Here is a 23,454-nt window from a genome sequence, read left to right as displayed (position 1 = left end):
TCAGCCCCCAGCAAAGCAGTTGACTCCTCCCACCGGCCTACGACCAACCCGACCTGCCGTCAACCTGCACCAACACCGGATTTAACGAACTACCGTTACTGAGGTTGAACTCGTGGAGTCGTAGGTACTGACGGCTTGTCGTCCGTGCGGGATCACCAGGGATGCGGTATCCACAGGGAGGCGGGCTTACCGCCGAACGGCAGCAGTTCCGTGAGGAGTTGCGGCTTCAGGCGGCCGAGCGGTTCGCCCGGGGTGAGGCGAGTGCGGCGATCGCCAAGGACCTACGCGTCAGCGTCAGGTCCGTGCAACGGTGGCGGCAGGCGTGGGAGGAGGGCGGTCCGTCGGCTCTGCGGTCGCAGGGGCCGGCGTCGCTGCCGACGCTGAGCGACAAGCAGTTCGCTCAACTGGAGGCGGAGCTGCCCAAGGGACCGGCCGCGCACGGCTGGGAGGACCACGCTGGACCCTTAGTCGCGTGAAGACGGTGATCGGGCGGCGTTTCCACCTGGCCTACACGATTCAGGGCGTTCGGAAACTCCTGCTGCGTAACGGCTGGTCTTGCCAGGTCCCGGCCCGACGCGCGATGGAGCGGGACGAGGACGCGGTAGCCGGGTGGGTCAAGGAGGTGTGGCCCTGCGCGGAAGACTTGCGGCGGCCCGTGGAGCCTGGCTGGTCTTCGAGGACGAAGCCGGATTCTCCATGACGCCGCCGCAGGCCAAGACCTGGTCGCAGCGTGGGCGGACCCCGGTGGTGCGGGTGCGGGGCCGTTCCGGCAGACGGATCTCCATCGCGGCGCTGACCTGCTACAAACCCGGCCACCGGCCCCGGCTGATCTACCGGCCGCGCCGGGACGACGGGACAACCTCAACTTCCACAAGGCCGCCGGGCTGTGGGAGTTCGCCGCGTCGCGCGACTGGCTGACCATCTACTACCTGCCGCCTTACGCGCCCGACCTCAACCCCGTCGCAGGCATCTGGTCCCTGCTGCGGCGGGGCTGGCTCTCCAACGTCGCTTTCAGCACGTCAGAACACCTCATCCAGCGCATCCGACGCCGCCTGCGCCACATCCAGTACCGCGGCGACCTCACAGACGGCTGCCTCGCCGAAACGGGTCTGATCACCAAGACATGACCACCACGACAACACGTTCAACTCGCAGGCCCAACGATTGGGATGGGGCGACACGCCTGGCCATGACGCAAAAATAGGCACTGAACGGGCAATGTGGTGCAATGTTGCATATTTAATCTCTCCGTAGGAGGAAATGGCATGGCCAGCAAGCCCAGCGTTGTCTTCGCCCACGGACTCTGGGCGGATGGGTCGTGCTTCAACAAGCTCATCCCCACGCTCCAGGCTGAAGGGCACGAGGTTTTCGCCTCACAGCACGGCCTCAACTCGCTCGAAAGCGACGTCGCGTGCGTCAACTTCACGCTCAACCACGTCCCCGGCCCGATCGTGCTGGTCGGTCACTCCTACGGTGGGACACTGATCACCAAAGCGGGCATCCACGACCGCGTCGGCGCTCTGGTGTACATCGCCGCGCTCGCCCCAGACGAGGATGAGACGTCGCAGGAACAGCTGGACAAATTCCCGCGCACGCCCATCTTCGAGCACGTGGACGTCGCTGATGACCGCGTGTGGCTCAAGCCCTCGGGCGTCCCGCACTTCTGCGGCGATCTCCCGGAAGCGGAGCAGAAGCTCGTCCTGGCGACGGGCGCTGTGCCAGTGGCGGACCTGTTCAACCAGCAGGTTCCCGGCACCGCCTGGCGGACGAAGCCAAGCTGGTTCATCGTCGCCAACAACGACCGTACCGTGCCTCCCGACCTGGAGCGGTCCGCCGCCGAGCGCATGGGCGCCAATATCCGTCCTGTGGACAGCAGCCACGTTCCCATGCTCTCGCATCCTGACTTCGTGCTCGATGTGATCCGTGAGGCCGCGGAGTCCCTCGACGCCTAGGGCAAGCCGACAACGACCGGCCGCAGCGCAACGCGCAAGGAGGCGGCCCCGGACCGACCGGGCCGCCTCCTTGCAACGACATCACGCTTTCAAGCTCAGTAATTGGGCGCCCGATTTACTATCCACTCTGCCGTAAATTCAACCGCCTCCGCCGGGTCGCTTGTGAGGAACAGGCAAATATCCTCTGCGTAGGGCCATGCGAGGACCCGACACTCTCCATTAGTGGCGGAAATCGAGGGCAATGCGTCGTTCATATCTTCGATTGAATCAACCTTGGAGAATGTCAGCGGCCACATCGACACGCCAGGGTAGAGTGATCTCAGTGTGGGATTCTGTGAGGCTGCCGAGATCAGCTTCCACATTTCATCCGTCGTCAGGCTGGCGGATTGGTGGGGAGGTTTTGAATTCCTCGAGCAGAATCTTCTATTCCTCATCGCGGTTTCTCATGGCTTGATGATCCTTGGCGGTGTTAAGTGAAGTCAAAGGCGGGTGTCTCCCTCCGGGAGGACCGGAGGGAGACACCTTTCTTGGTTCAGCAGGGCGCTTCACCGTTGCAGAAAGCAGTGATGGCGCGTACTGCCTTGTGCCCGCACACGCACCGAAGTTCGTGAGCCGTCACTGACCGGCCGATGTATGTGGGCGTGAGATGTCGGCCTTGCGGGGCCAAGCAGCGTCACTCAACTCCGGGGAGTCGGATGCCATTCGCAGGTCATGTCCCCTCATCCCGGCCGGCCGTGGGGCCCGCCTCGAGGGTTGCGCGAAGGATGGCCAGGGTTGAGGCGATGCGGGCCAGGTCGTCGGGCGGAACCGCCGCGGTCAGTGAGATGAGCTCGCTTTCGACAATGGGGCGGGAAGCGGACAACTGCTTCTCACCCGCGCATGTGAGGCGCAGGACGGACGAGCGGCGGTCCTGGGGGTGCGCGACCCGCAGGCACCAGCCCGCAGCCACCAGCCGGTCGACCGCCTTGCTGACGGCCCCCACAGTGATCGCCAGTTCGCCGACGATGTCGAGCACGCGACACCCCGGCACGCGGTCGATGATCTCCAAAAGCTCGAACTGTCCCAGCCCCAGCCCTTGTTCGGCGCGCAACCGGGCACTCACCGCGTTGTAGAGCCGAGTCTCGACGCGGACCAGATCGGTGAAGATCGAGGTGATGTGGCTCACATTAGCCTTCCAGTAGATTCCTGGGAATCATCTTCCTTGGAATCCGGTTGGGGTCAGGCAGGTGGATTCCAAGGAATCCATCCTCGCACCCCGCCCCATGGAGGCCCCCGCATGTCCCGACAGCAGCGCGACGCCCTGGACGCCATACTCCGTTCCGCCCCTCGCAGCGAGGTACGGCCCACTCCCGAGGAGCAGCGCAGCGGCTTCGCCGCGGCTGTCACCCGCGCCGCGCCGGAGGGCGTGGTCACCCGCAGGACCGTCCTGGGCGGGCGGCCGATACTGGAGCTGGAGCCGGCCGAAGCCTCCGGCCGCGGCCGACTGCTCTACCTGCACGGCGGCGGCTACGTCATCGGCTCACCGGACACCCACGCAGGGCTGGTCGGTGAACTGGCCCGCCGCGCCGGGCTGCGCGCGACGTCGGTGGATTACCGGCTGGCGCCCGAGCACCCTTTCCCCGCGGCTGTCGACGACGGGCTCGCGGCCTACCGCGAGCTGCTGGCGTCGGGCACCGACCCACGGGACCTCGTCATGGCCGGTGACTCCGCCGGTGGCGGATTGAGCATCGCCACGCTGCTCGCCGCCCGGGAGGCCGGGCTGCCGCAACCAGCCGCCGTGGTCGTCTTCTCCCCCTGGGCCGACCTCACCCTCGCTGGAGGAAGTATCCGTTCCAAGGAGAGCACCGACCCCATTTTCACAGAGGCCGACGTGCGCGCCTACGCCGATCTCTACGTCGGCGCAGGCGACAGGGCGCATCCCCTGGCCAGTCCGGTGTTCGCCGACCTCACCGGACTGCCTCCACTCCTCGTGCAGGTCGGGGCGAACGAGGTGCTCCTCGACGACGCGGTCCGGCTGGCCGGCCGCGCGGGCTCCGACGGCGTCGAGGTCACGCTCGAAGTCGGCCCCGGCCTCCCCCACGTCTTCCAACACCACTACGGCCGCCTCGACGAGGCGGACGCCGCACTCGACCGCGCCGCCCGCTTCCTCACCGCCCACCTGAGCGCCGGGCGCCCGAGCGCCGACCATCTCGAACCCGTCCACTGACACCGACCCCGGCGGCCTCCGCGTGATGTCGGCGACGGGCGCAGGAGCACCATCGCCGACATCACGGTTTCAGTTTCAGTGAGTTCAACGTCTCTGCGGGATCAGGCGCGGACCACTTCGCGTATACGCGTCCTTCGCCGGTAGGGAGTCACACCGGGGTCGGCAGGTCCATGAGCGCGAGTTTGGCCCGGTCGGCAGATCGGCGCGATCAAGCCTGAGGCTTCGCCAGCGAAATGATCTCCGGGTGAGCCACGAGGCCGGGCAGGCGTGAAGCCCTGGTAGGACTGGTCTGCCAAGAGCATGTCCGCTCGAATCAGAGGCTTCATGTTGGTCACCTATGCTGCCGCGCCTACGTCCCACGCCACATCGTGGAGTTCCTCGCCCGGTTGCTGGTCGCCCACCGGCGCGGGATCGGCACGCCGAAGGGTTCTCGCGCCCTGGGCCCGTTCCGCCAGGAGGTACTGGTGCTGCGCTGGTTCCGAGAACACGGCTGCGTGCACTGCCTGGCCCGGAACGCCGGGATCTCGCAGGCCACCGGCTACCGCTACCTCCATGAGGGCATCGGTGTGCTGGCCGCCCAAGCTCCTGATCTGCACGAGATGTTGGACCTCTGCCGCGCCCAGGCGATGACACACGTGATGCTGGACGGCACGCTGATCGCCTGCGACCGGCTGGCCCAGGTCCGGGAGAACGGCAACGACCTGTGGCTCTCTCGGAAGCACAAGAGCTTCGGCGGCGACATTCAGTTCCTGGCCGCGCCGGGCGGCACACCGTTGTGGGTCTCCGACGTCGAGCCGGGTTCCACCCCGGACATCACCTCGGCCCGTATCCACGTGCTGCCGGCGCTGTACGAAGGCGCCGCCGACGGCTTCCCACGCTCGCCGACAAGGGCTACATCGGCGCTGGCATCGGCATGCACGTGCCCGTACGCCGCCCCAAAGGACGCTCCGAGACCGCCCTGGACCGAGGAACCCGCGCCACGAATGCGCTGATCAGAGATGTGAGGGCGCGCGGCGAGCGGGCCGCGGCGGAACTGAAGGAACGCTGGCGAACCCTCAAGCACGTCACCCTCAGCCCCAGCAGAATCGGCGACATAGCCCGCGCCGCACTTGTTCTCAACGGGCACTGGAAATTTTCTTCACTGAGAAGACCTCAGTGGTCGAAACGTGGCTAGCTTGCGTCTCTCGGTTGGCCCTTGGCCGGCGACCGGCCATGTCATGCCGCCGGGCCAGGTAGCTGATCACTCCGGCGGAGAAGCGGGTCTCCTCAGCGATCTCGCGGCAGGTGCGTCCAGTGGTCCGTTGGTGTGGCAGCAAGCCTCAAGGCGTGGGCAAGATTCCGGCGTTTCGCATCGAGCCGAGAACCGGGCCGATCCGCCGCATCATCTCCCGCATGCGGCGCACGACCTCCGTCATCACCTCCGCGTCCGGAGCACCGAGCCGGGCCGTGGCGAACTGCACCAGTTCCTCGTTCGGCAGCTGCCTCAGCCAGGCCGCGCGCCACTGTTTGGGCGGCACCTGGTCGAGTTCGAGCAGCCGCCCCGCCTCGGCAACGAGTGTTTCCTCCCCGGCCTTCGTCAGGTCGGTCAGCCAGGCCCCGCGTCCGTCTTCAAACGGATCTTGCCCAGAGCAGGAATGACGCGAGTGTGACCGCCCCTTCGCAGGAGGTGGCGGTCTTGTCGAGGGCCCGACGGTCAACGTGCGGGACGTGGCGGGCAGGCGGACAATATTGCCGGTGGGGTGTTCACCCTGCCGGTCTTCATCACAGGCGCATACAGATCCGCGTTTCACGCCCCGCAGCCCGCTCTGACGTCGCGCTCGCGTCCGTCTGCGCGCCGCGCCCGTGAAGAGGAGTGTTCGACTATGGGCGGTATCAACGGACCGGCTCTTGAGAGTCTGCGTGGGGCGCTGCGGGGACCCGTCCTCGCTCCCGGAGACCCCGGCTACGACGAGGCCCGCGGCATCTACAACGCCATGATCGACCGGCGTCCGGCGGCGATTGCCGGGTGCGTCGACGTGGCGGACGTACGGACCGTGCTCTCCTTCTCCCAGGACACCGGAGTGGAGCTGGCGGTGCGCGGCGGCGGACACAGCGGTCCAGGGCTGTGCCTGGTCGATGACGCGCTGACGCTTGACCTGACGCCGATGCGCTGGGTGGACGTCGACCAGGAGACGAGGACCGCGCGGGTGGGCGGCGGAAGCCAGTTGGGCGACCTCGACCACGCGACCCACACCTTCGGCCTGGCCACTCCGGCCGGGATCGTGTCCACCACGGGAGTCGGCGGTCTCACCCTCGGCGGCGGACACGGGCATCTGACCCGCAGGTACGGACTGACCATCGACAACCTGCTGTCCGCCGACGTGGTCCTCGCCGACGGCACGTTCGTCACCGCGTCGGAGAACGACCACCCCGACCTGTTCTGGGCTCTGCGGGGCGGCGGCGGCAACTTCGGCGTGGTCACGTCGTTCACGTTCCGGTTGCACCCCGTGGACACCGTCGGCGTCGCGGTGACCGTCTGGCCCCTCGACCGCACCCGCGAAGTGCTCCGGTGGTACCGGGAGTTCCTGCCCGCCGCGCCCCAGGAGCTCAACGGCTTCTTCGCCCTGCTGACGGTACCGCCCGGGCCGCCCTTCCCCGAGCCGATCCACGGACGGAAGGTGTGCGGCGTGGTGTGGTGCTACACAGGCGACCTGGAAGAGGAGCACCTGGAGAAGACGCTGACCGCCGTGAACGCGCCCGGGCCACCGGCATTCCACTTCACCACCCCCATGTCCTACCCCGACCTGCAGCGCATGTTCGACGGGCTGATGCCGAAGGGACTGCAGTGGTACTGGCGAGGCGACTTCTTCGACGCCATCCCCGACGACGCCATCGCCGTACACGAGCAGTACGGCCAGAACCTCCCCACCGGCCTCTCCACGATGCACCTGTACCCGGTCGACGGGGCCACCCGCCGTGTCGACGCCGACGACACGGCCTGGGCCTACCGGCATGCCACATGGTCCGGCGTCATCGCGGGCATCGACCCCGAGCCCGCCAACGCCGGCCTGATCCGCCAGTGGTGCGTCGACTATTGGAGCGACCTGCACCCCTACTCCATGGGCGGCGCCTACATCAACTACCTCGGCGAGGAGGAGAGCGCCGACCGGGTCCGGGGTACATACCGCGACCACTACGACCGGCTCACCACGATCAAGCACACTTACGACCCCGACAACTTCTTCCACGCCAACCAGAACATCCCACCCGCCACTTCGTGAGCGGCCCGCCGGTCCATCGCAAGTCTTTGCTCGGGTCCGCCTTCACAGATCATCGGATGGTGGATCAACGCGGGGTGATACGTCGTCACGAACTCACCGACCAGGATTGGGCGTTACTCGCTCCGCTGATACCGCGGGCCGTGACCGGCCGACCTCGCGTGGAGGACAGGCAGGTCATCGACGGGATGGCCTACAAGATTCCAGAACCCGGCACCAAGTACTTCCTCGGCGAGAACCGGGGCGGCAGCTACCGCTTCAGCCGTGCGGTGATCGACGCCGGGGCTGACGCCGTCGTGGGCAGCGGCCCGCACGTGATACGCGGAATGGAGTTCTGCAAGGGCAGACTGATCGCCTGCAGCCTGGGCAACTTCAATGGCTGCAAGGTACTCGGCCGCGGCGGCACACTCTCAACCAGCGGCGTGCTGCAAGTCATCCTCCGCCCCGACGGCACCTACGTGTCCGGGCGCCTGCGCCAGACCCAGATCGTGGAGCCCGGCACGCCGGAGCCGGGCGGCGAGGCAATCGACCTCGTCCCCAGCGTGTCGGAGAAGGACTTCGGCTCGCACGCCGCCCGCATATCGGCGGACGGGACGAGCCAGCGCCCGTAGTTGGGCATCTAGACCGCTGTCTCGCCGAGACCGGCCTGAGCAGACCCGCATGACCTGCCGCGACACCACGATTTCCGCGTGTCGTCGCGCCTCTGCCAGCGGTGACGCTGAGGCTGGGGGCGGCACCCGGGGTGAGTCCCGGCTGCCGCCCTTGGCGTGTGCGGGTTTACTTGACGTTGACTGCGGACCAGGCGGCCTGGACCGCCTTGTACTCGGTGCTGGAGGCGCCGTAGAGGTCGGACGCCGCCTTGAGGGTGCCGGTGCGGGCGCCGGCGTAGTCAGTCGTCGAGGTGAAGTACGTGGTCAGCGCCTTGTACCAGATCTGAAGCGCCTTGTCGCGGCCGATGCCGGTGACCGTGGAACCGTCCTGTGTGGGCGAGTCGTAGCTGACGCCGTTGATCGTCTTCGCGCCGCTGCCTTCGGCCAGCAGGTAGAAGAAGTGGTTGGCGACGCCGGACGAGTAGTGGACGTCCAGTCCGCCTACGCTGGAGGACCAGTAGTCGGCGGAGCCGCCGTCCTTGCTCGGCTTGTCCATGTAGCGCAGCGGTTTGCCGTCCCCGTTGATGTTGATCTTCTCGCCGATGAGGTAGTCGCCGACGTCCTTGCTGTTGTTGGCGTAAAACTCCACGCCGGTGCCCATGATGTCGCTGGTCGCCTCGTTCAGGCCGCCGGACTCGCCGGTGTACTCCAGGCCCGCGGTGTTGGAGGTGACGCCGTGGCTCATCTCGTGACCGGCGACGTCCAGCGAGGTCAGCGGGTCGCTGTCGTTCGAGCCGTCGCCGTAGGTCATGCAGAAGCAGCCGTCGTCCCAGAACGCGTTCACGTAGGCATTGCCGTAGTGGACGCGGGAGTAGGCGGCCTTGCCGTCGTTCTTGATGCCGCTGCGGCCGAAGGTGGTCTTGTAGAAGTCCCACGTCTCCTGCGCACCGTATGCGGCGTCGGCGGCGGCGGTCGCCGCATTCGACACGGTTCCGTCGCCCCAGGTGTCGCTGGACTGCGCGAACAGCGTGCCGGTGCCGGAAGTTCCGTGGTTGAGGTTGTAGGTCTTGTGGCCACCGCGCGAGGCGTCGGTGAGGCTGTAGGACGAGCCTGACTGCGTCGTCGTCAGGTCCACCTTGCCGCTGTACTGGCTGTTGCCGACACCGGTCTCGATGCCCTGGTACTGAAAGAGAATTCTGCCGGTGGCGGCATCGGTGATGACGTGCAGCTGGTTCGGGGTGCCGTCGTCCTGCAGCCCGCCGACGACTGTTTCGTAGGCGAGGACCGGCTTGCCGCTCGCCGCCCATATGACCTTGCGCGGCGCCTGGTCCGCGGCTGACTTCGCCGAGCCTGCCGCCTTGGCGAGGCCCAGCGCCTGCTTCTCGGCCTCGGCGGCGGCGATCTGCGGTGTGAGCGAGGCGGGCTTCAGCTTCGTCGTCGTGGCACTGGTGATGCCCTCGGTCCTGCCGGACTTGGCAGTGTGGACGATCAGGTCGCCGCCGAGCACTGGCAGGCCCGCGTACGTACGCTCGTAGCGGGTGTGGACAGTGCCGTCGACGTCCTTGACGACGTCCTTGACGACCAGCTTCTCCTTGGCGCCCAGGCCTATCCTCTGCGCGGTCTCAGCCGCGCCGGACTGCGCCTGCTGGATCAGGGTCGTGCGGGCAGTGGCCGACAGCGCGATGGGAGCTGCGGCAAGTCGGAAGTTGCCGGCGGCGGGCTGGGCGGTAGCCGTGCTGGTGAGCGCGGTGCTCAGAAGTGCTGAGGCAGCGGCGACGGCAGTGGCCGCGGCCAAAGCGGTGCGCTGGCGAGGTGTGTAACGGGAGGTCACACAAGCTCCTTTTGTGGGGGGAATATCCAGCCGGTGTGGGGCCGGCCCGGACAGTTGTGGACGTTGTCGTGCTCGTGCGGCGGTTGGACCAAGCCTGGCATAGATGACATGTACCTGCCATAAATACCGTCAATAACTTGCCAACCTGCAAACGCGGCCGGAGGTACACGCACACCCTTCTGCCGCGCGGGAGAACTGCCAGTGGCAGCCAGCACTGCGTGCACCAGTCGAGGCACTCGCCTGGCACCGGCGTCAACAGCGGGCGACCGCAACGTGTCGACTGCGGACGCCTTAATCGCGGTCCCGACCGGCACCTGGCAGCACTGGCTCGCCACTGCAAAGGTGCGCATGGCTACCCAGGGCCGTCACTCACAGCCGCCGCATCTCAGCAGACGGGCGGGCACGGACGAGGCTGCTTGGCCGCGCGCATCCTCTTCGGCAGTCAGCTGGTGCAGGAGTCGGGCATCGCCGACAGCGCTGACCTCTCCGCCTCGGTGGTGGTCAGCTTCCAGACGGACTTGATGTGGGTGCAATCCTTGGCGTAGGTGCACCAGACGGCGTGGTTGGTGGGCTTCCAGTCGGCCGGCCCGCTGTCGGACTTGGACGAGTTGGACGACTCCGAGGCGATCAGCAGCCAGGGGTCTTTCACGTCGTTGCCAAAGGCCCTGCGCTGATCCTCGGTCCAGGTGTCGGCCCGGAGCGCCAGACCTCGGCGAGGGGGACCCGCGGGCGAGGACGTCCTGGCGGGTCGTGCAGCCGTGCGGCTGGGTGGACCAGATGTCGAACTTGCCGCGGGCGTAGCCGTCCATCGAGCGCGGTGGGGCGACGGTGAGGACGGCGAGCTCGCTGCGGGCGGTTGCCGTCGAGGGCAGCGCGGGGCGGCTCAGCCAGCGCAGGAGCGGCAGCTACGCCGATCAGGAACACGGCGGCTGCGGGCAGGCCGAGGGCGGCGTGACGCATGAAGTCTCCATGAGATGTGGGGGGTTGGAGATGCGCCACACGAGAAAACCGCAGCCTGGGCAGTGTCCGCTACGCGCGTGGACCAGATATGACAACTCCCCCACCCAACCTTCACCAGCACAACACGGCGGTGGGACCGATGCGCCCTCTCGCCAGTTGATCGAGCCCTCCAGTGAACCTCTCGGCCACAGCACTACGTTGAAGTAGGAGCCGCAACCGCAAGGCTTCGCACGTACGGGAGCGGTGGCGGTTGTTCGGCGCGCACGTCATTCCGGACGAGCTCAGGATCGACTCCCGCGATCCCCTCTTTGTCGACGGCCCAGTGTGGCTGACATTGGGCAGCCGGGAGTTCCCGTCATCGGGATGGACGGATGCGGGTCCCTCCGTGCTGGGCTCCATGGGGCAGGCCGTTTCAGCGACTTCTACTTCTTCGTTCTTGCGGCTCGCCGACGGCGTGGTCCGTCTCTGGGCTGCATGACTGGTTGTGCCGCTATGCGCGACTGGTTGTCGCCCGATCGGTGCAGCGTCATCTGCGCGCAAGCGAGCCATGCTCGATATCTGTGGATCGGTTCCAGGGGGAACGCAGAGGGCGTACCTTCCCGAATGACCCGTGATGATCATCGAGTAGGCCGACGTTGCAGCGCCGGTCGGAAAGGCACGCCCGTGCTCACGCTAGTCAATGCCGACGGTTCGACGCGAGCTGGGTCGCTGTTGGACGAGATCGTCCGCGAGGGGGCGAGGCGGATGCTGGCCGACGCTCTCGAAGCCGAAGTAAACGCCTACTTAGCCGAGTTGGCCGAGGAGAGGGACGAGGCTGGGCACCGCCTGGTGGTCCGCAACGGCTACCACCAGGCCCGGAAGGTCACCACCGCTGCTGGCGTGATCGAGGTCAAGGCCCCGCGGGCGATTTCGTCCCAGCGATGGAACAGTTCCTCGGCTCCTCGGCCGGGCTGTCGCCAGCCACGGTCACCCGGCTGTCCGCCCAGTGGCAGGCCGATCATCAGGCGTTCCAGGAGCGCGACCTGTCCGGCACCGACTACGTCTACGTCTGGGTCGACGGCATCCACCTGCGCATACGCCTGGACGAGACCAAAGCCGCCGTCCTCGTGGTCATCGGAGTGCGCGCGGACGGCACCAAGGAACTGGTCGCGATGGCCGACGGCTACCGGGGATCGTCCGAGTCCTGGGCTGCGCTGCTGCGGGACTGCGCGAGACGGGGCATGCGCGCCCCCGTGGTCGCGGTCGGCGACGGCGCACTCGGGTTCTGGAAGGCTCTACGCGAGGTCTTCCCCGACACCCGCGAGCAGAGGTTCTGGGTTCACCGCCAACATACTGGACACCATGCCGAAATCGGCCCAGTCGGCGGCTAAGAAGGCGATCCAGGGCATCTACGACGCCGAGGACCGCGAACATGCCGAGCAGGCCATCCAGGCCTTCGCCACCGTCCGCCTCGGCACCAAAGGCGCCGGCTCCCGCGCCGCCGGGCTCGCCATGGTCTTCAAGCTCGTCGAGTCGGCTCAGACCCGCTGGCGAGCCGTCAACGGCGCCCACATCGTTCCCCTCGTCCGCGCCGGAGCACGCTTCGAACGCGGCCAGCTCGTCGAACGTGACCGGGCGCACGCGGCATGACGTGAACCGGCTGAGGCCGTGCCACGTCGAGGAAGCCAGGTCCGCTACCCTGGCATTCGGGCGCCCAGGGCTTGGACGAACCAATCGAACACCGGCGCCAGGCTCTCCGGAGCCGCCCAGCCGTTGATCATCGCGAGGAGCCGAAGGTATCGCTCCCTACGAGGATCATTCGCGGTCTCCAGGCGGGTCAGCAGCCGGTGTCGAGGCTCGACATCGTCGGGGCGACCGAGGACGTGCGCGTACTGAGCCATGACCGCCTCGACAACCGGATCGGCCTGGGGCAAGGCAGGGTCGATGCCGGCTGCCAAGGCTGGCCTGACCTGATCGCGAACCGCTGCGGCAGGGTCACGGAGCAGGCGTGCGGCCGCGCCCTGGTCACGATCGGTCGTCTGATGCTGAGCCATACGCCGCACGCTGGCACGAAAATCCGGGTCCTGGGACAGTTCAGCCAATTCCACCCACGCCTCGACCTGCTCGGCCTCGGGGTTGTCGGGCAGTTCTGGGGTCATCGAGCACATGATCCCCGTGAACTCGAGCGTAGTGCCGAGGCCGCCGAAGACGGCGTCGAGGAAATCATCGATCAGACGTCGACGCTCGTCCTCGGAGAGTTTGGCCAGCTTGTGCATGAGATCCATCTCCTCAGGGGTCGACCCGCGCCTGGCCACCACCGTCAGCACCGCACGCCGCAGGCGCAGTGTTCGGATCTGCACCGCAACCGCTTCAGCGTGCGCTGCGGCGACCTCGGGAAGCGAGAGCTCCCGGTCCACGACCTTCTGGATCGTGGGAAGGTCCAGTCCCAGATCGCGCAGCGTCCGTACCAGGTCCAGGCGTGCGACGGCGTCGATGCCGTAGAGGCGGTAGCCGGCCGGGCTGCGGCCAGTCGGCGGCACGATGCCTCGATCGGAGTAGAACCGAATGGCCTTGACCGTCAGCCCGGTCCGCCGAGACAGATCACCGATCGAGTAGAGCGTGTCGCCTTCCATGCCCTCGCCCTCGAACCTCCCCCTACTGGAGCCTCAAGCCCATCCACCCGCCCGTAGCGGGCCACTTACGGTCCACAAGTCTTGACAATTGCTCAAGTCCAGGGCCAGCGCATCCTGCGTGGGGATGGAAGGTGACGACGGAGCCGGAGACTGACCCGGTCACCGGCTGCCGGTACGTCGGCCGGGGCTCAGCGACAGCGCGACGCGGGACTGGTCATCGCCGACGGCAGCTGCGTCCGCCACGACGGCTACTGGGACACAGACGACTGGAGCCTCTACTGATCGGCCCGACCGCTCCGCACGCGAGTTGGCACCTGCGCACTTCAGTTGGCGCCTGGAGCAGCCGAGAATGAGTACGTCTACGCGCTTGGTTGAGTAGAGCGCCTCATGAAGTGCACGGGGGCTCCCGACGATCATCGGCTCATGAATCCTCAGACCTATGCGAGGCTCTACGGCCCGTGGAAGCCGACGACCCCGTCGGCTACGGCCCGCCCAGGGGTCACGCTGCTGACAGCTCTGCTCGGCGCCGCCACAGTCCTGTCGATGGCGTGGCTGACTTTCCTGCTAAGCGTGCTCGCACTGTGGGGCGCGGCGGAAGGCACGGCCGTCGGTGGTCTTCTCGCGGAGTACGCGGCGGGCGTGGCCGGCGGTGCCGCACTGCTCGCCGCGCTCGCCCTTGTGCCCGCGGTGCGTCGCATGACGCCGGCCGGACGTCGGCTGTTGCTGACTGCGGTGGCGTGTCCTGTCCCACTCGTTCTGGCCGTCGTGACCTGGCTGGGCGTTGGCTGACCACTTCTCCTGCCTCGCACGCTATAGGCGGCCTCACCGGCCAAGTGCGCGCTCATCGACCACCGACGTACGCAGCTCCCGGCGTGCCGAGGCCTTCACCGGGGCAAGCGGATATTTGAGCCGGGTTCCGCTGCGGATCTTCGCCTGGCCTGCCGACCCGCACACAGGCACCGGCCGGTGTGCCGGTAGCGTGCGTTCCATGATCGCCCTCGATGCGCTCGTTCGCCTCTGTCCGCCGCCCGCCAATCCGCCACCCGCGGTGGACTGGGCGCAAGCCGAGCGCGCCCTCGGTACGGCTCTGCCCGCCGACTACAAGCAGCTCGTCGAGACATACGGCGACGGCATCTTCACCGAGACGCTCTGGCTGCTTGTCCCCGACTCCGCCTACAACGACTGCGACCTGCACGCGCAGACGGCGGAACGGGACGAGATCCTGGCCCACCTGTGGGAGTTCGAGGACAAGCCCGCCGGCCTGCAGGAGGCGGGCGCGAGGGTCCTGCCGTGGGCATTCGAGGAAGGCACGGGGGCGTTCCTGTACTGGCTGGCCCGGCCCGGTCAGCACCCCGACGAGTGGACCGTGCTCTACAACGAGGGGCGCGGCCCCCTGTGGGAGCACCACGACATGGGGTGCCTCGCCTTCCTGCTGGCGGTGCTCACCGGAACAGCGGAAACGGAGTACTTCGGCTACCTCTACAAAGTGTTGAAGCCGACGGAGCACCGCTTCGCGACGGCCGACCAGGCCCTTGGGGCGACGGGGCAGTGACGCCGTCGGCCGCTCCCGACAACCTGGCTCGCCGCTGACGCACCTTACTGAGCGCCGTACTTGGCCAGACCAGCCAGGTACGGCGCTCAGTCACAGCGGTCTAGTTGTTGCGGGTCATGACGTCGTTGACAGCGCGCGTCTGTGCCAGACGAGACGGCGAGGCCCCGCGCCGCCAGAACCGCCCCCTGACCGGCGACCAGAAAACGTCCAACAAGGCCCTCGCCTCCATCCGGGAACCGGTCGAACACGGCTTCGCCCGCCTCAAGAACTGGCGGGTCCTCGGCAAGGTCCGCACCGACCCGAAGTGGGCGACCACCCTGGTGCGGGCCGTGCTGGTCCTGACGAATCGCGAAGTCGCCCGGTGACCGACGATCTACGCCGAAGTGATCCGCCCGCAACCAGCACGAGCACAGCGCCTACCGGCGCATCTGTCCACATGGTTGGGGCCCTTCGGGGAACTGGCGAGCCAGCGGGCTTCACCGTGACGCTGTCACATGAGGAGAGGCCCACCAGGTCGAGGGCGTCGCGGCGATGTAACCCAGCGACTCGTACAGCGGCCTGCCCAGCTTCGAAGCGGTGAGTGTGACCGGCAGATCCGCCAGGTGGGCGAGGGAACCGAGCATGACGGCCCGACCCACGCCACGCGACCGGAATGCGGGCGAAGTACCGACCCAGTAATGGCTGCCGACGCCGTCGTCCACGACCCTGACACAGGCTCCCGCGGCCACACCGTCGTGCGAGGCGACGAACACGTCCACGCCCGGCTGCCTGATCAGCGCCATCGGGAACAACTCGCCGGGGCGGTAGGGCTCGAATCCGGCCAGCTCGAAGCCCTCGATCACGATCCGCTCGGCCGCCTGGAGGTCCTCGGGCTGCCGTACCCGGATCACGTCCAGCACCGGTTCGCCGACGGGCCCGGGCGGGCGCAGCATGATCGGCATCTGCCAGCTGCGCATGCCCAGGTGGCTCAGGTCGGTCGAGCTGAACGGATCCTCGGCGTTCACCGGGCCCGCGGCCTGTCGGGCCAGCTCGCTCAACTCGGCCAGTTCACCCGGGTCGAGGTTGGGCTCCTGGATCAGGATCCGCAGGCCCGCACGCTCGTCGCCGTCGACCGCGACGAATCCACGGCGCCGGATCACCTCATGTCCCCGGCATCGGCCGGTCGCGATCCAAAAGGCGGCGGAGTTGCGGGCCTGACGCATCGGCGCCTCGGCCAAGGACGTGGGCTGGTCGGTCGAAGTGGATCCCGTTGTCATTGCGCCTACGGTAGTGCGAAATTGACCCATCACACAGGCCAATTCCATGCGAGCCGACCTGTCCACCTTCGGGCCGGGCCACCTGGCTAGCACGAGCAGCTCCATGTTCCGTACCGGCGTCGGGCCGCGAAGGTACCTCGATAGTCAGGCGCACAGTAACCGGGAACGGTGCGCCTTGTGAGGACGTTGGTTGGGCATGGTGATGATGTCGGGCCTGCTGATCATGACAGTGTTAGTGCTCGTGCCTTTCCTGCTGGCGTCGGCCCGCTATGTGGTGGTGCGATCGGGACATCCAGACTGGCTGCGCCGCATCTTGGTTGCTCGCACCCCGAGCAGCGGACTCGGCGTGGGCGCCACTGTCACCGAAGAGCTGCATGCGTTCATGAACTCCAACAAGCGGGTGCAGTTCGAACAGCGCCAGACAGAGCTGGTCCTGCGGGATGACATCCAAGATGGTGCGCCGCCCCGCATGGGCATAGATCTGGACTCGGGTACGGCGGTGGTCCGACGGCGAGGATAGTCGTCCAGCTGTAGGTCATGATCTTGCTGGTCGGGGTGGTCCGCAGACAGGTGCGGCCAGCGATGGTCATCGTGGTTTGTGAAGACAGACAGCACACTCCGCCGCTGTCGGCGGTGAGGCCGATGAACACCTTCCTGATGTTGGCCGACCGCGCGAACAAATGAGGTCAGGGAGGCACCTCTCGTCGCAGTGGACTCGGACGGTGCTATCTGGGGTCACCACGACGATGCCGCAGGTCAAGTCTGTGCAGCAGTCTGAGGGACGTGAGGCATGTTGCGTCGACCCCGGATTCGGACGGGCGGGTTTCAGGTGGTGCCGGGCGCCGAGGTCTGGCCGACAAGGTAGATCCGTTTGCGGAGTTCCGTCTCGGCCCAGTCCAGGTCAGCTCGTAGGTCGAACCAGACCTGGTCCTTGCGTTTGCCAGGCTGGTCGAGTCTGACGGCGACCCAGGAGAAGACGCCCTGGAGGATCTCTCGTTTGCGTCCAGGGCTGGTCACGGAGAGCGCGAAGGGCAGGGCGAGGCCGGCCCGGGTGACGATCATGTGGCTCGGATCGTCCGGTTGGGGGCGGCCTCCGGTGAGGTAGCGCGGGGCGTCGAGGGTCTTGATCCACTCAAGAACCGCTCCGGGGACCTGTTCGTCCAGGATCCCCGCGATGGAGTCGCGCACTGCGACGGCGGGCTGTTCACCGAGCCAGTCCAGCCAGTGCTTGGAATCCGTGAGCTTGGCGAAGTCGTCCTTGGGCGGGCCGTAGTTCGGATTCTCCACGAACTCGCCGGTCAGCTTTCCGTCCGCGCCGACCCGCCAGACACCCTGGACGGCTTCCCCCGGGACGTAGCCGTTGGGGTCGCCGATGAGGTCAGGGTCGATCACCGCAACCGACCCGCCCGGGTTCGCGGCCGCCTCTGCGACGAGCTCGGGCGGTGGCGACTGCAGGATGCGACGCCGCTCGGCCGATATGTCCCCCATGTGAGCAGACCCCTCGCCTGGTTGGTCCGGGGAGGCCAGCACCACCCCGCCTGGGGCATATTTCCATGAGCGCTGTCGACCGACGCCTCAGGGGCTGGATTGAAGCCGGTTCTCATTGCGGATCATGCGGCGGAGGCTGGTGCGGGCGGCGGCGAGGTCGTCCTCGAGCTCGTCGACTCGCTGTCGGAGTTGCGCGGTCTGCGCGGTTGCCCGCCGTTCCGCCGTGGACAGCCGCAGGTTCTCCTCGGTGAACTTGTTGATGCGGTCGACCAGGTCGCGGTTGCCAAGCTGTTCGACCTGCCGCCCGAGATGAATGCGGGCATGCTGCCGCAGCCGACCGTTCTCGGTCCGGAGCCGCTTGACTTCTTGTCGGGCTAGAAGCAGGTCAGCCTGTTTGCTCGCGGTGGAGACCTTCCGTTTGCTCTGCTGGTCCTGGTGGCCTTGGGCGGCCTGGTGGGCCCGTGCCTGGTCTGGTCGATGCGTTCGTGCAAGCCAGGGGCATAGACGAGCCAGCTCGAGACGCCGACCTCGCGGGCTACCGCGGCGAACGTGATCCGCTGAAGGCGGGCTTTGGGCTGCTGCGCTGCAAGGCGGCCAACTGCTGCCGGAGCACCAGTATCCCGACACCCTTGGCCGCGGAGGACCGCCCCTGACCCCCAAGTCGCAGCTCAGCGTAGGTGACAAGAATGTCGGCGCCCACAGGGTCATTTCGACTTGCCTATCGGGAAAGCCCCAGTTAACTTTCCCAGTAGGCAAGTAAACGCGGGGGCGGTCCAGCCTGATTCGGTCCGACGCGCCCCGGCGGTCCAGCAGCGTCGTCGGGGAGGCGATGGCATGACTACACCGGTGGATGCCGAGCGGGCTTGGCGGGATCTCCAGCGGATCCGGGTGCCGCAGGAGCGGGTGTACGACGAGATCGAGCGATGCGCGCACGGTGATCCCAAGGCGACCTACATCACGGCTGCGATCATGTGGGTCTTCCTCGCCAGCATGGGGCTCAAGCTCCCGGCGTGGGGCCTGTGGCTGATGCTCGCCGCCTATGCCAGCATCCTGGGCACCCTGGCCGTCATCTACAGCCGCCGCGCCCGGATGCAGTTGCACCGCTCCCGGTACAGCTGGCGCAGCTTCGCCACGTTCATCGCGGGCGGGTGCGTCACCGGCGGCACGATCCTGCTCTCCGACCACCTGGCGGGCTCGCTCGCCCTGCCCTGCCCCAGTCTGATCACGGCCACCGCCGCAGCTGCCGTGTTCGTCCTCTTCACGGGACCGGCGAACCGCTGGGCGGTCAGCCCACTCCGCGAACGCGCGCTGCGAGGCCGCGCCACACAAGCCATTGACGAGGAGGCGGGCCTATGAGCACCCCCACGGGCTTCGACGAACTGATCCATCCTTCCACCCGGTTGTCCGTGGTGGCCCTGCTGGCCGCCACTGAGTGGGCCGACTTCCCGTTCATCCGCGACAGCCTCTCGCTCAGCGACTCCGCGCTCTCCAAGCAGCTGCACACCCTGGAGGAGGCCGAGTATCTGGAGATCCGCAAGGAGGGCGGCGGGCGCAAACGCCGCACCAAGGTACGGCTGACGGCCCGCGGACGCACCGCCTTCGAAGGCCATGTCACCGCTCTCCGCGCCATCGTCGAGGGTGCGGGCCCCGCGGCGGCGCAGCAGACGGCACCCGAACAGCAGCACGCGGAGGCGAGCCGATGACCAGCACCCCCACCACAGCCGCCGGCTCCCGCCAACCGGTCGTCTCCGCACGGGACCTGCGGATGTCGTACGGCGGCACCGAGGTGCTCCAGGGCGTCGACCTGGACATCCACCGCGGGGAGATCTTCGCCCTGCTCGGCCCTAATGGCGCCGGGAAGACCACCACCGTCGAGATCCTGGAGGGCTTCCGGCAGCGCTCCGCTGGCGAGGTCCGGGTCCTCGGTAAGGACCCGGCGCACGCCGACGATGCGTGGCGCGGCCGGATCGGCCTGGTGCTCCAGTCGTGGCGCGACCACCGCCGCTGGCAGGTCGCCGAGCTGCTGCGGCACTTCGCGACGTACTACCCCGATCCGCGTGACCCGCAAGAGCTGCTGGAGCTGGTCGGTCTCACCCACCGGGCCCGGCACCGGATCGACCAGCTGTCCGGCGGCCAGCGGAGGCGCGTCGATGTCGCGCTCGGCATCGTCGGCCGCCCTGAGCTCCTCTTCCTGGACGAGCCGACCACCGGCTTCGACCCCGAGGCGCGCCGCGAGTTCCACGACCTGGTCGAGCGGCTGGCCCGCGACGAGGGCGTCACCATCCTGCTGACCACCCATGACCTGGCCGAGGCCGAGCGGCTCGCCACCCGGATAGCGATGCTGGTCAACGGTCGTATCCGTGGCTGCGGCACACCCGCCGAGCTCGCCCGGCGGGCCGCGGCTCAGGCGGAGGTCCGCTGGACGGCGCCGGACGGCGCGCCGCGCCGCGAGCGCACCGCGGATCCCTCCCTGCTGGTCTGGGAGCTGCACTGCGAGGCCGACGGGCCGATCGCCGACCTGGAGGTCCGCCGGCCGACGCTGGAGGACACCTATCTGCACATGGTGCACGAGTACGCCGACGGCACCACGGACGCGGGGACTGCCGACAACACAGCCCTGGTGGGCGCCGGGACGGGGGAGGAACGATCCGCATGAGGCAGACGGAGATGACAGCGGTGCGGCACAGGACCACACGGGGCGGGACCGGCGCGACGGACGGGGCGGCCAGCACCGCAGGGCCGGACCGCGCTCGCGGCCGGCGACTGCGCTCCTGGCAGGCCGGGCTGCGGCGCGGGGGTATCGAGGTGCGTCATCTCCTGTGCAGCCGCAAGGAGTTCGTCAGTTATCTCAGCAATGTGGTGGTCGCCTTGATGGTCGCCTCCTTCATCCATGACGACCTGCCCGGCACCCATATCCCCGCCGCGCACCTGACGATCGCCGGGTTCGCCGCGTATCTGCTGTTCCAGGTGGGGCTGATCAACCTCCCGCAGATCCTGGTGACCGAACGCGACGAGGGCACCTTGCTGCGGCTGCGGGCCACGCCCGGCGGCATACTGGCCTATCTCGTCGCGAAGTCCGTGCTGATCGTCATCATGGCGATGGGCATCATCACCGTCCTGCTGGGCGCGGCCGCATTGTTCGTGGACGGGCCGCTGCCGCACAGCCCCGGCAGTTGGCTGACGCTGATATGGGTCATCGCCCTCGGTCTGCTCGCCGTCGTACCGCTGGGCGCGGCCATCGGCGCCGTGCTGCCCAACGCCCGCGAGGCGCTGGCGATGATAATGCTGCCCGCGATGGCGCTGCTGGTGACCTCGGGGGCGATGTTCCCGATCAGCCGGCTGCCGGTGGTGGTGCAGGACGTGGCGTCCGTCTTCCCACTCCGGTGGATGGCGCAGGGCGTGCGCTCGGCCCTGCTGCCGGACGCCGCGCGGGCCGTGGAGCCGTCCGGCTCCTGGCAGCTGCCCACCGTCGCGCTGGTGCTGGCCGGCTGGGCCGTCATCGGCTTCCTGCTCGCCGTCCCGCTGCTGCGCCGCGCAGCCCGCCGCGAGTCCGGCTCCCGGCTGACCGAACGCCAGGGCAAGGCGCGCCTGAGCGGCGCGCTCACGACATAACACGCCCTTTCGGCACCGCGGGCCGGAGCGGCATCCAGCCCACCTTCGCAGCGATGGCGCGCCGCCCAGGCGTACCCCGAAGCCATCACTCAGGCGCATACGGACCTCGCCCCGCTCCAGAACGCCGACGCCCCCGGGTCCCGCCCGGACGCCGAGGTCCTCAGCCCACGGCCGTGATCGAGCTCGGCGCTCCTTCCTGTGCCTCAACTACTCACACCCGTCGTCCCACTCGTCCGCACCGGAGCCCACTCGAATGAGCTGATTCCATCTTGAAATCCGTGGGTCACGGGAGCTGGCGTGCCGGGTGGCCCGCTTGGCGGCGGTCGGAGACCAGGCCGGCGATGGCCCGCTGTGTGTCGCCGTAGTCCTCGCGCCGTCCGGTGTACCGCTGCAGCGTGCGCCATTGTCGGTATTCGGCGTTGGCGTGCTCGACACAGATCCGTCGGGAGGACTGACGACGCCGCTGCTCGCGCCACCCGTACCGTTCGGTCAGCGGCGCCTCGTCGAAGCCTTTCGATTTTCTCGGCGGGGCGCTGACCTGGTCGGGGGAACTCGTTGGCCAGGCCCCGGTAACCCTCGTCCACCTCGGCTTTCACACTGGGCTGGAGGCGGAACTGCTCTGCGATGCCCTCCGTGCGCACGCGGGTCTGGTCGTGCATCCGGCCGGAACGCATTGCGCCGGACCACAGGGTGCGGCCCTGATGATCGCTGATCGTGGTGGTCTTGATGGTGTTCTGCCTGCGCTTGCCGGAGACGAAGGCCCGCCTGCCGGGCCGGTTGGCCCTGGGGCGCCGGACCTGGGTCTCGGTGCCGTCGATGCACAGGGTGATGTTCTCGGCGGCGGCGTAGGCGAACACGTCCTCCAAGGTGTGCAGTCGCTGGCCGGGCCGGTGGGGAATGGCGAATCCGCGCTCCGCCCGGAGCGGGCGGATCTCGCTGATGGCGCGGCCGATGGTGGAGGGGGCCACCTCGTAGATCACGCCGAGAGCCTCGTCGGTGAGGCCGGTGCGCAGGTGCACCGGGGTGGCCAGCAGCCGGTCGGAAGACGAGTTCGTGCTTCGGCCCGGCCCAGCCCCGGCCTGCCGTCGGCGCGCGCCGCGGCGCCGCTTGTGCCGCGCGGACTCGCAGCGCGCCTCCCAGCGTGGCGCGAGTTCTTCGATCAACTCGCCGAGATGTTGGCGCGCGACGCCGCAGAAGGCAGGATGGGCCATGGCCGCGCGAGCCTGCTTGATCTTCACACCTCAAGAACCCGCGCGGCCGTCGTCATGTCACGGACTGCCTGGGAAGGTGGTCAGACCCGGTCCAGGGGTTGGTGCGGACCACTGGGAAGTTCCATTTCGATCGTGTCGCCAGGGCGCACCACGCCGCCTTCCCTCACGATGCTCATGATTCCGGCTTTGCGCACGATGTTCCCCGCCTCGTCGCGGCCGACGACCTGCTTCAGCAACCCGTTCTGGAAGTCGTCGATCTGCCGGCAGGGATTGCGGAGGCCTGTGACTTCCAGGACCGCGGAGTCTCCGATGCGCAGCAATGTGCCGACCGGCAGCCCGAGCAGATCGATGCCGCGCGTGGTGATGTTCTCGCCGAGTTCACCGGGCGCCACCTTGAACCCTTCTTCACCGACCTCGGCGAAGAGCTCTTCATGAATGAGGTGGACCTGGCGCAGATTCGGCTGGGTGGGATCCTGCGCGACGCGCGAGCGATGCTTGACCGTCACACCGGCATGAACGTCCCCCTCCACGCCGAGCCCGGCGAGCAATCTGACGCTGTCCCGGTTCGGCTTGGTGAACGAGTACTCCCCATTGCTGCTGACCGCCGTCACTTTCCCGCTCATACCTCGGAACCCCCTCGTCGGTAACCGTGATCAGCACGAGCCTAGCCCTGGCCCCTCAAGGCACAGCATCCACGATCAATCGCGGGTGGGGCCGTAAGCGCCTGTCCCCAGGTCCTGACCGAACACGAGGAGAAGGACAGCTTCGCCATCGCCTCCAACGAGTCCTTCAGCGGCTGGACGAAGACCTTCACGGACCCACCGCTCTGCGCAGCCATCGTCAACCGCCTCACCTTCAACGGCACCATCATCGAGACCGGCACAGACTCCTACCGCCTCGCCAGCACACGAGCCACCACCGAACAAC

24 protein-coding genes and 4 pseudogenes are annotated in these 23,454 nt (G+C 67.8%); 18 read left to right on the top strand and 10 right to left on the bottom strand.

What is annotated here, in order from left to right; all coding sequences use genetic code 11:
* The first annotated feature begins 161 nt into the window (after positions 1-161).
* Positions 162-1,127, top strand: a pseudogene (locus tag ACWD3E_RS39765) (transposase).
* A 138-nt stretch (positions 1,128-1,265) separates the two neighbouring features.
* On the top strand, positions 1,266-1,952 hold the full coding sequence (locus tag ACWD3E_RS39760; RefSeq protein WP_451392363.1) for an alpha/beta fold hydrolase: 687 nt from the start codon (positions 1,266-1,268) through the stop codon (positions 1,950-1,952).
* Between the two features lie 95 nt (positions 1,953-2,047).
* Here the strand turns inward: ACWD3E_RS39760 and ACWD3E_RS39755 are convergent, their stop codons facing one another.
* Positions 2,048-2,314, bottom strand: a complete 267-nt coding sequence (locus ACWD3E_RS39755) for a DUF6193 family natural product biosynthesis protein (RefSeq protein ID WP_451392362.1) — start codon at positions 2,312-2,314, stop codon at positions 2,048-2,050.
* A gap of 347 nt (positions 2,315-2,661) precedes the next feature.
* Positions 2,662-3,117 (bottom strand): MarR family winged helix-turn-helix transcriptional regulator, encoded by a 456-nt coding sequence (locus ACWD3E_RS39750; RefSeq protein ID WP_451392361.1) that lies wholly within the window; start codon positions 3,115-3,117, stop codon positions 2,662-2,664.
* A 111-nt stretch (positions 3,118-3,228) separates the two neighbouring features.
* Between ACWD3E_RS39750 and ACWD3E_RS39745 the strand changes: the two genes are divergently transcribed.
* Both ACWD3E_RS39745 and ACWD3E_RS39740 read left to right on the top strand, forming a co-directional pair.
* On the top strand, positions 3,229-4,158 hold the full coding sequence (locus tag ACWD3E_RS39745) for an alpha/beta hydrolase (RefSeq protein ID WP_451392360.1): 930 nt from the start codon (positions 3,229-3,231) through the stop codon (positions 4,156-4,158).
* A gap of 324 nt (positions 4,159-4,482) precedes the next feature.
* A pseudogene (locus ACWD3E_RS39740) lies at positions 4,483-5,332 on the top strand (transposase family protein).
* 145 nt (positions 5,333-5,477) lie between these two features.
* Here ACWD3E_RS39740 and ACWD3E_RS39735 read toward each other — a convergent pair.
* Positions 5,478-5,948 (bottom strand): hypothetical protein, encoded by a 471-nt coding sequence (locus tag ACWD3E_RS39735; protein ID WP_451392359.1) that lies wholly within the window; start codon positions 5,946-5,948, stop codon positions 5,478-5,480.
* A gap of 72 nt (positions 5,949-6,020) precedes the next feature.
* On the opposite strand from ACWD3E_RS39735, the gene ACWD3E_RS39730 reads away from it, so the two are divergent.
* Together ACWD3E_RS39730 and ACWD3E_RS39725 are read left to right on the top strand one after the other, a co-directional pair.
* Positions 6,021-7,418, top strand: a complete 1,398-nt coding sequence (locus ACWD3E_RS39730) for an FAD-binding oxidoreductase (protein ID WP_451392358.1) — start codon at positions 6,021-6,023, stop codon at positions 7,416-7,418.
* Positions 7,415-8,026, top strand: a complete 612-nt coding sequence (locus tag ACWD3E_RS39725; RefSeq protein ID WP_451392357.1) for a CapA family protein — start codon at positions 7,415-7,417, stop codon at positions 8,024-8,026. Before ACWD3E_RS39730 ends, ACWD3E_RS39725 begins: the two co-directional genes overlap by 4 nt.
* Before the next feature lie 166 nt (positions 8,027-8,192).
* Here ACWD3E_RS39725 and ACWD3E_RS39720 read toward each other — a convergent pair whose 3' ends face one another.
* Entirely contained in the window at positions 8,193-9,836 is a 1,644-nt protein-coding gene (locus ACWD3E_RS39720; RefSeq protein WP_451392356.1) for a M4 family metallopeptidase, read from the bottom strand.
* A 442-nt stretch (positions 9,837-10,278) separates the two neighbouring features.
* Positions 10,279-10,485 carry a hypothetical protein gene (locus ACWD3E_RS39715; protein WP_451392355.1) on the bottom strand — a complete coding sequence of 69 codons (207 nt, stop codon included), beginning with the start codon at positions 10,483-10,485 and terminating at the stop codon, positions 10,279-10,281.
* A 974-nt stretch (positions 10,486-11,459) separates the two neighbouring features.
* Between ACWD3E_RS39715 and ACWD3E_RS39710 the strand changes: the two are divergent.
* Positions 11,460-12,425 (top strand): annotated as a pseudogene (locus ACWD3E_RS39710) (IS256 family transposase).
* A 44-nt stretch (positions 12,426-12,469) separates the two neighbouring features.
* On the opposite strand, the gene ACWD3E_RS39705 reads toward ACWD3E_RS39710, so the two are convergent.
* Complete coding sequence (locus tag ACWD3E_RS39705) at positions 12,470-13,408, bottom strand: MerR family transcriptional regulator (protein WP_451392354.1); 939 nt, start codon at positions 13,406-13,408, stop codon at positions 12,470-12,472.
* A gap of 423 nt (positions 13,409-13,831) precedes the next feature.
* Between ACWD3E_RS39705 and ACWD3E_RS39700 the strand changes: the two genes are divergently transcribed.
* The 3 genes from ACWD3E_RS39700 (at position 13,832) to ACWD3E_RS39690 (ending at position 15,325) form a co-directional block, all read left to right on the top strand.
* On the top strand, positions 13,832-14,197 hold the full coding sequence (locus tag ACWD3E_RS39700; RefSeq protein WP_451392353.1) for a hypothetical protein: 366 nt from the start codon (positions 13,832-13,834) through the stop codon (positions 14,195-14,197).
* Between the two features lie 199 nt (positions 14,198-14,396).
* Positions 14,397-14,960 carry an SMI1/KNR4 family protein gene (locus tag ACWD3E_RS39695; RefSeq protein ID WP_451392352.1) on the top strand — a complete coding sequence of 188 codons (564 nt, stop codon included), beginning with the start codon at positions 14,397-14,399 and terminating at the stop codon, positions 14,958-14,960.
* Between the two features lie 116 nt (positions 14,961-15,076).
* Complete coding sequence (locus tag ACWD3E_RS39690; protein ID WP_451392351.1) at positions 15,077-15,325, top strand: transposase family protein; 249 nt, start codon at positions 15,077-15,079, stop codon at positions 15,323-15,325.
* A 111-nt stretch (positions 15,326-15,436) separates the two neighbouring features.
* Here ACWD3E_RS39690 and ACWD3E_RS39685 read toward each other — a convergent pair whose 3' ends face one another.
* On the bottom strand, positions 15,437-16,216 hold the full coding sequence (locus tag ACWD3E_RS39685; protein ID WP_451392350.1) for a GNAT family N-acetyltransferase: 780 nt from the start codon (positions 16,214-16,216) through the stop codon (positions 15,437-15,439).
* 196 nt (positions 16,217-16,412) lie between these two features.
* Here ACWD3E_RS39685 and ACWD3E_RS39680 point away from each other — a divergent pair, with 196 nt between their 5' ends.
* On the top strand, positions 16,413-16,736 hold the full coding sequence (locus ACWD3E_RS39680) for a DUF6191 domain-containing protein (RefSeq protein WP_451392349.1): 324 nt from the start codon (positions 16,413-16,415) through the stop codon (positions 16,734-16,736).
* A gap of 17 nt (positions 16,737-16,753) precedes the next feature.
* Positions 16,754-16,900 carry a hypothetical protein gene (locus ACWD3E_RS39675; protein WP_451392348.1) on the top strand — a complete coding sequence of 49 codons (147 nt, stop codon included), beginning with the start codon at positions 16,754-16,756 and terminating at the stop codon, positions 16,898-16,900.
* Between the two features lie 141 nt (positions 16,901-17,041).
* Here the strand turns inward: ACWD3E_RS39675 and ACWD3E_RS39670 are convergent, their stop codons facing one another.
* On the bottom strand, positions 17,042-17,704 hold the full coding sequence (locus ACWD3E_RS39670; RefSeq protein ID WP_451392347.1) for a hypothetical protein: 663 nt from the start codon (positions 17,702-17,704) through the stop codon (positions 17,042-17,044).
* A gap of 99 nt (positions 17,705-17,803) precedes the next feature.
* On the opposite strand from ACWD3E_RS39670, the gene ACWD3E_RS39665 reads away from it, so the two are divergent.
* The 5 genes from ACWD3E_RS39665 to ACWD3E_RS39645 all read left to right on the top strand — a co-directional run bounded on the left by ACWD3E_RS39665 (position 17,804) and on the right by ACWD3E_RS39645 (position 21,316).
* Positions 17,804-18,082: a hypothetical protein gene (locus ACWD3E_RS39665; RefSeq protein WP_451392346.1), complete on the top strand. Its 279-nt coding sequence runs from the start codon at positions 17,804-17,806 to the stop codon at positions 18,080-18,082.
* 456 nt (positions 18,083-18,538) lie between these two features.
* Positions 18,539-19,060 carry a hypothetical protein gene (locus ACWD3E_RS39660; protein WP_451392345.1) on the top strand — a complete coding sequence of 174 codons (522 nt, stop codon included), beginning with the start codon at positions 18,539-18,541 and terminating at the stop codon, positions 19,058-19,060.
* Positions 19,057-19,407 carry a transcriptional regulator gene (locus tag ACWD3E_RS39655; protein ID WP_451392344.1) on the top strand — a complete coding sequence of 117 codons (351 nt, stop codon included), beginning with the start codon at positions 19,057-19,059 and terminating at the stop codon, positions 19,405-19,407. The genes ACWD3E_RS39660 and ACWD3E_RS39655 overlap by 4 nt, the downstream gene beginning before the upstream one ends.
* The gene (locus ACWD3E_RS39650; protein ID WP_451392343.1) at positions 19,404-20,360 is read left to right on the top strand and encodes an ABC transporter ATP-binding protein; all 957 of its coding nucleotides are present in this window, start codon (positions 19,404-19,406) and stop codon (positions 20,358-20,360) included. The genes ACWD3E_RS39655 and ACWD3E_RS39650 overlap by 4 nt, the downstream gene beginning before the upstream one ends.
* Complete coding sequence (locus ACWD3E_RS39645; protein WP_451392342.1) at positions 20,357-21,316, top strand: ABC transporter permease; 960 nt, start codon at positions 20,357-20,359, stop codon at positions 21,314-21,316. Before ACWD3E_RS39650 ends, ACWD3E_RS39645 begins: the two co-directional genes overlap by 4 nt.
* A 203-nt stretch (positions 21,317-21,519) precedes the next feature.
* On the opposite strand, the gene ACWD3E_RS39640 is transcribed toward ACWD3E_RS39645, so the two are convergent.
* Together ACWD3E_RS39640 and ACWD3E_RS39635 are read right to left on the bottom strand one after the other, a co-directional pair.
* A complete protein-coding gene (locus ACWD3E_RS39640; protein ID WP_451392341.1) occupies positions 21,520-22,554 on the bottom strand; it encodes a transposase family protein in 1,035 nt (344 codons plus the stop codon).
* A gap of 53 nt (positions 22,555-22,607) precedes the next feature.
* The gene (locus tag ACWD3E_RS39635; RefSeq protein ID WP_451392340.1) at positions 22,608-23,150 is read right to left on the bottom strand and encodes an MOSC domain-containing protein; all 543 of its coding nucleotides are present in this window, start codon (positions 23,148-23,150) and stop codon (positions 22,608-22,610) included.
* Positions 23,151-23,258: 108 nt separating this feature from the next.
* Between ACWD3E_RS39635 and ACWD3E_RS39630 the strand changes: the two are divergent.
* Positions 23,259-23,435: pseudogene (locus ACWD3E_RS39630) on the top strand (ATP-binding protein); the annotation flags it as partial.
* Positions 23,436-23,454 lie beyond the last annotated feature (19 nt).

This window comes from Streptomyces sp. NPDC002676 (genome assembly GCF_053592455.1).
Note: the sequence above shows the minus strand (reverse complement) of the source record. Positions and strands in the feature narration are given on the sequence as shown.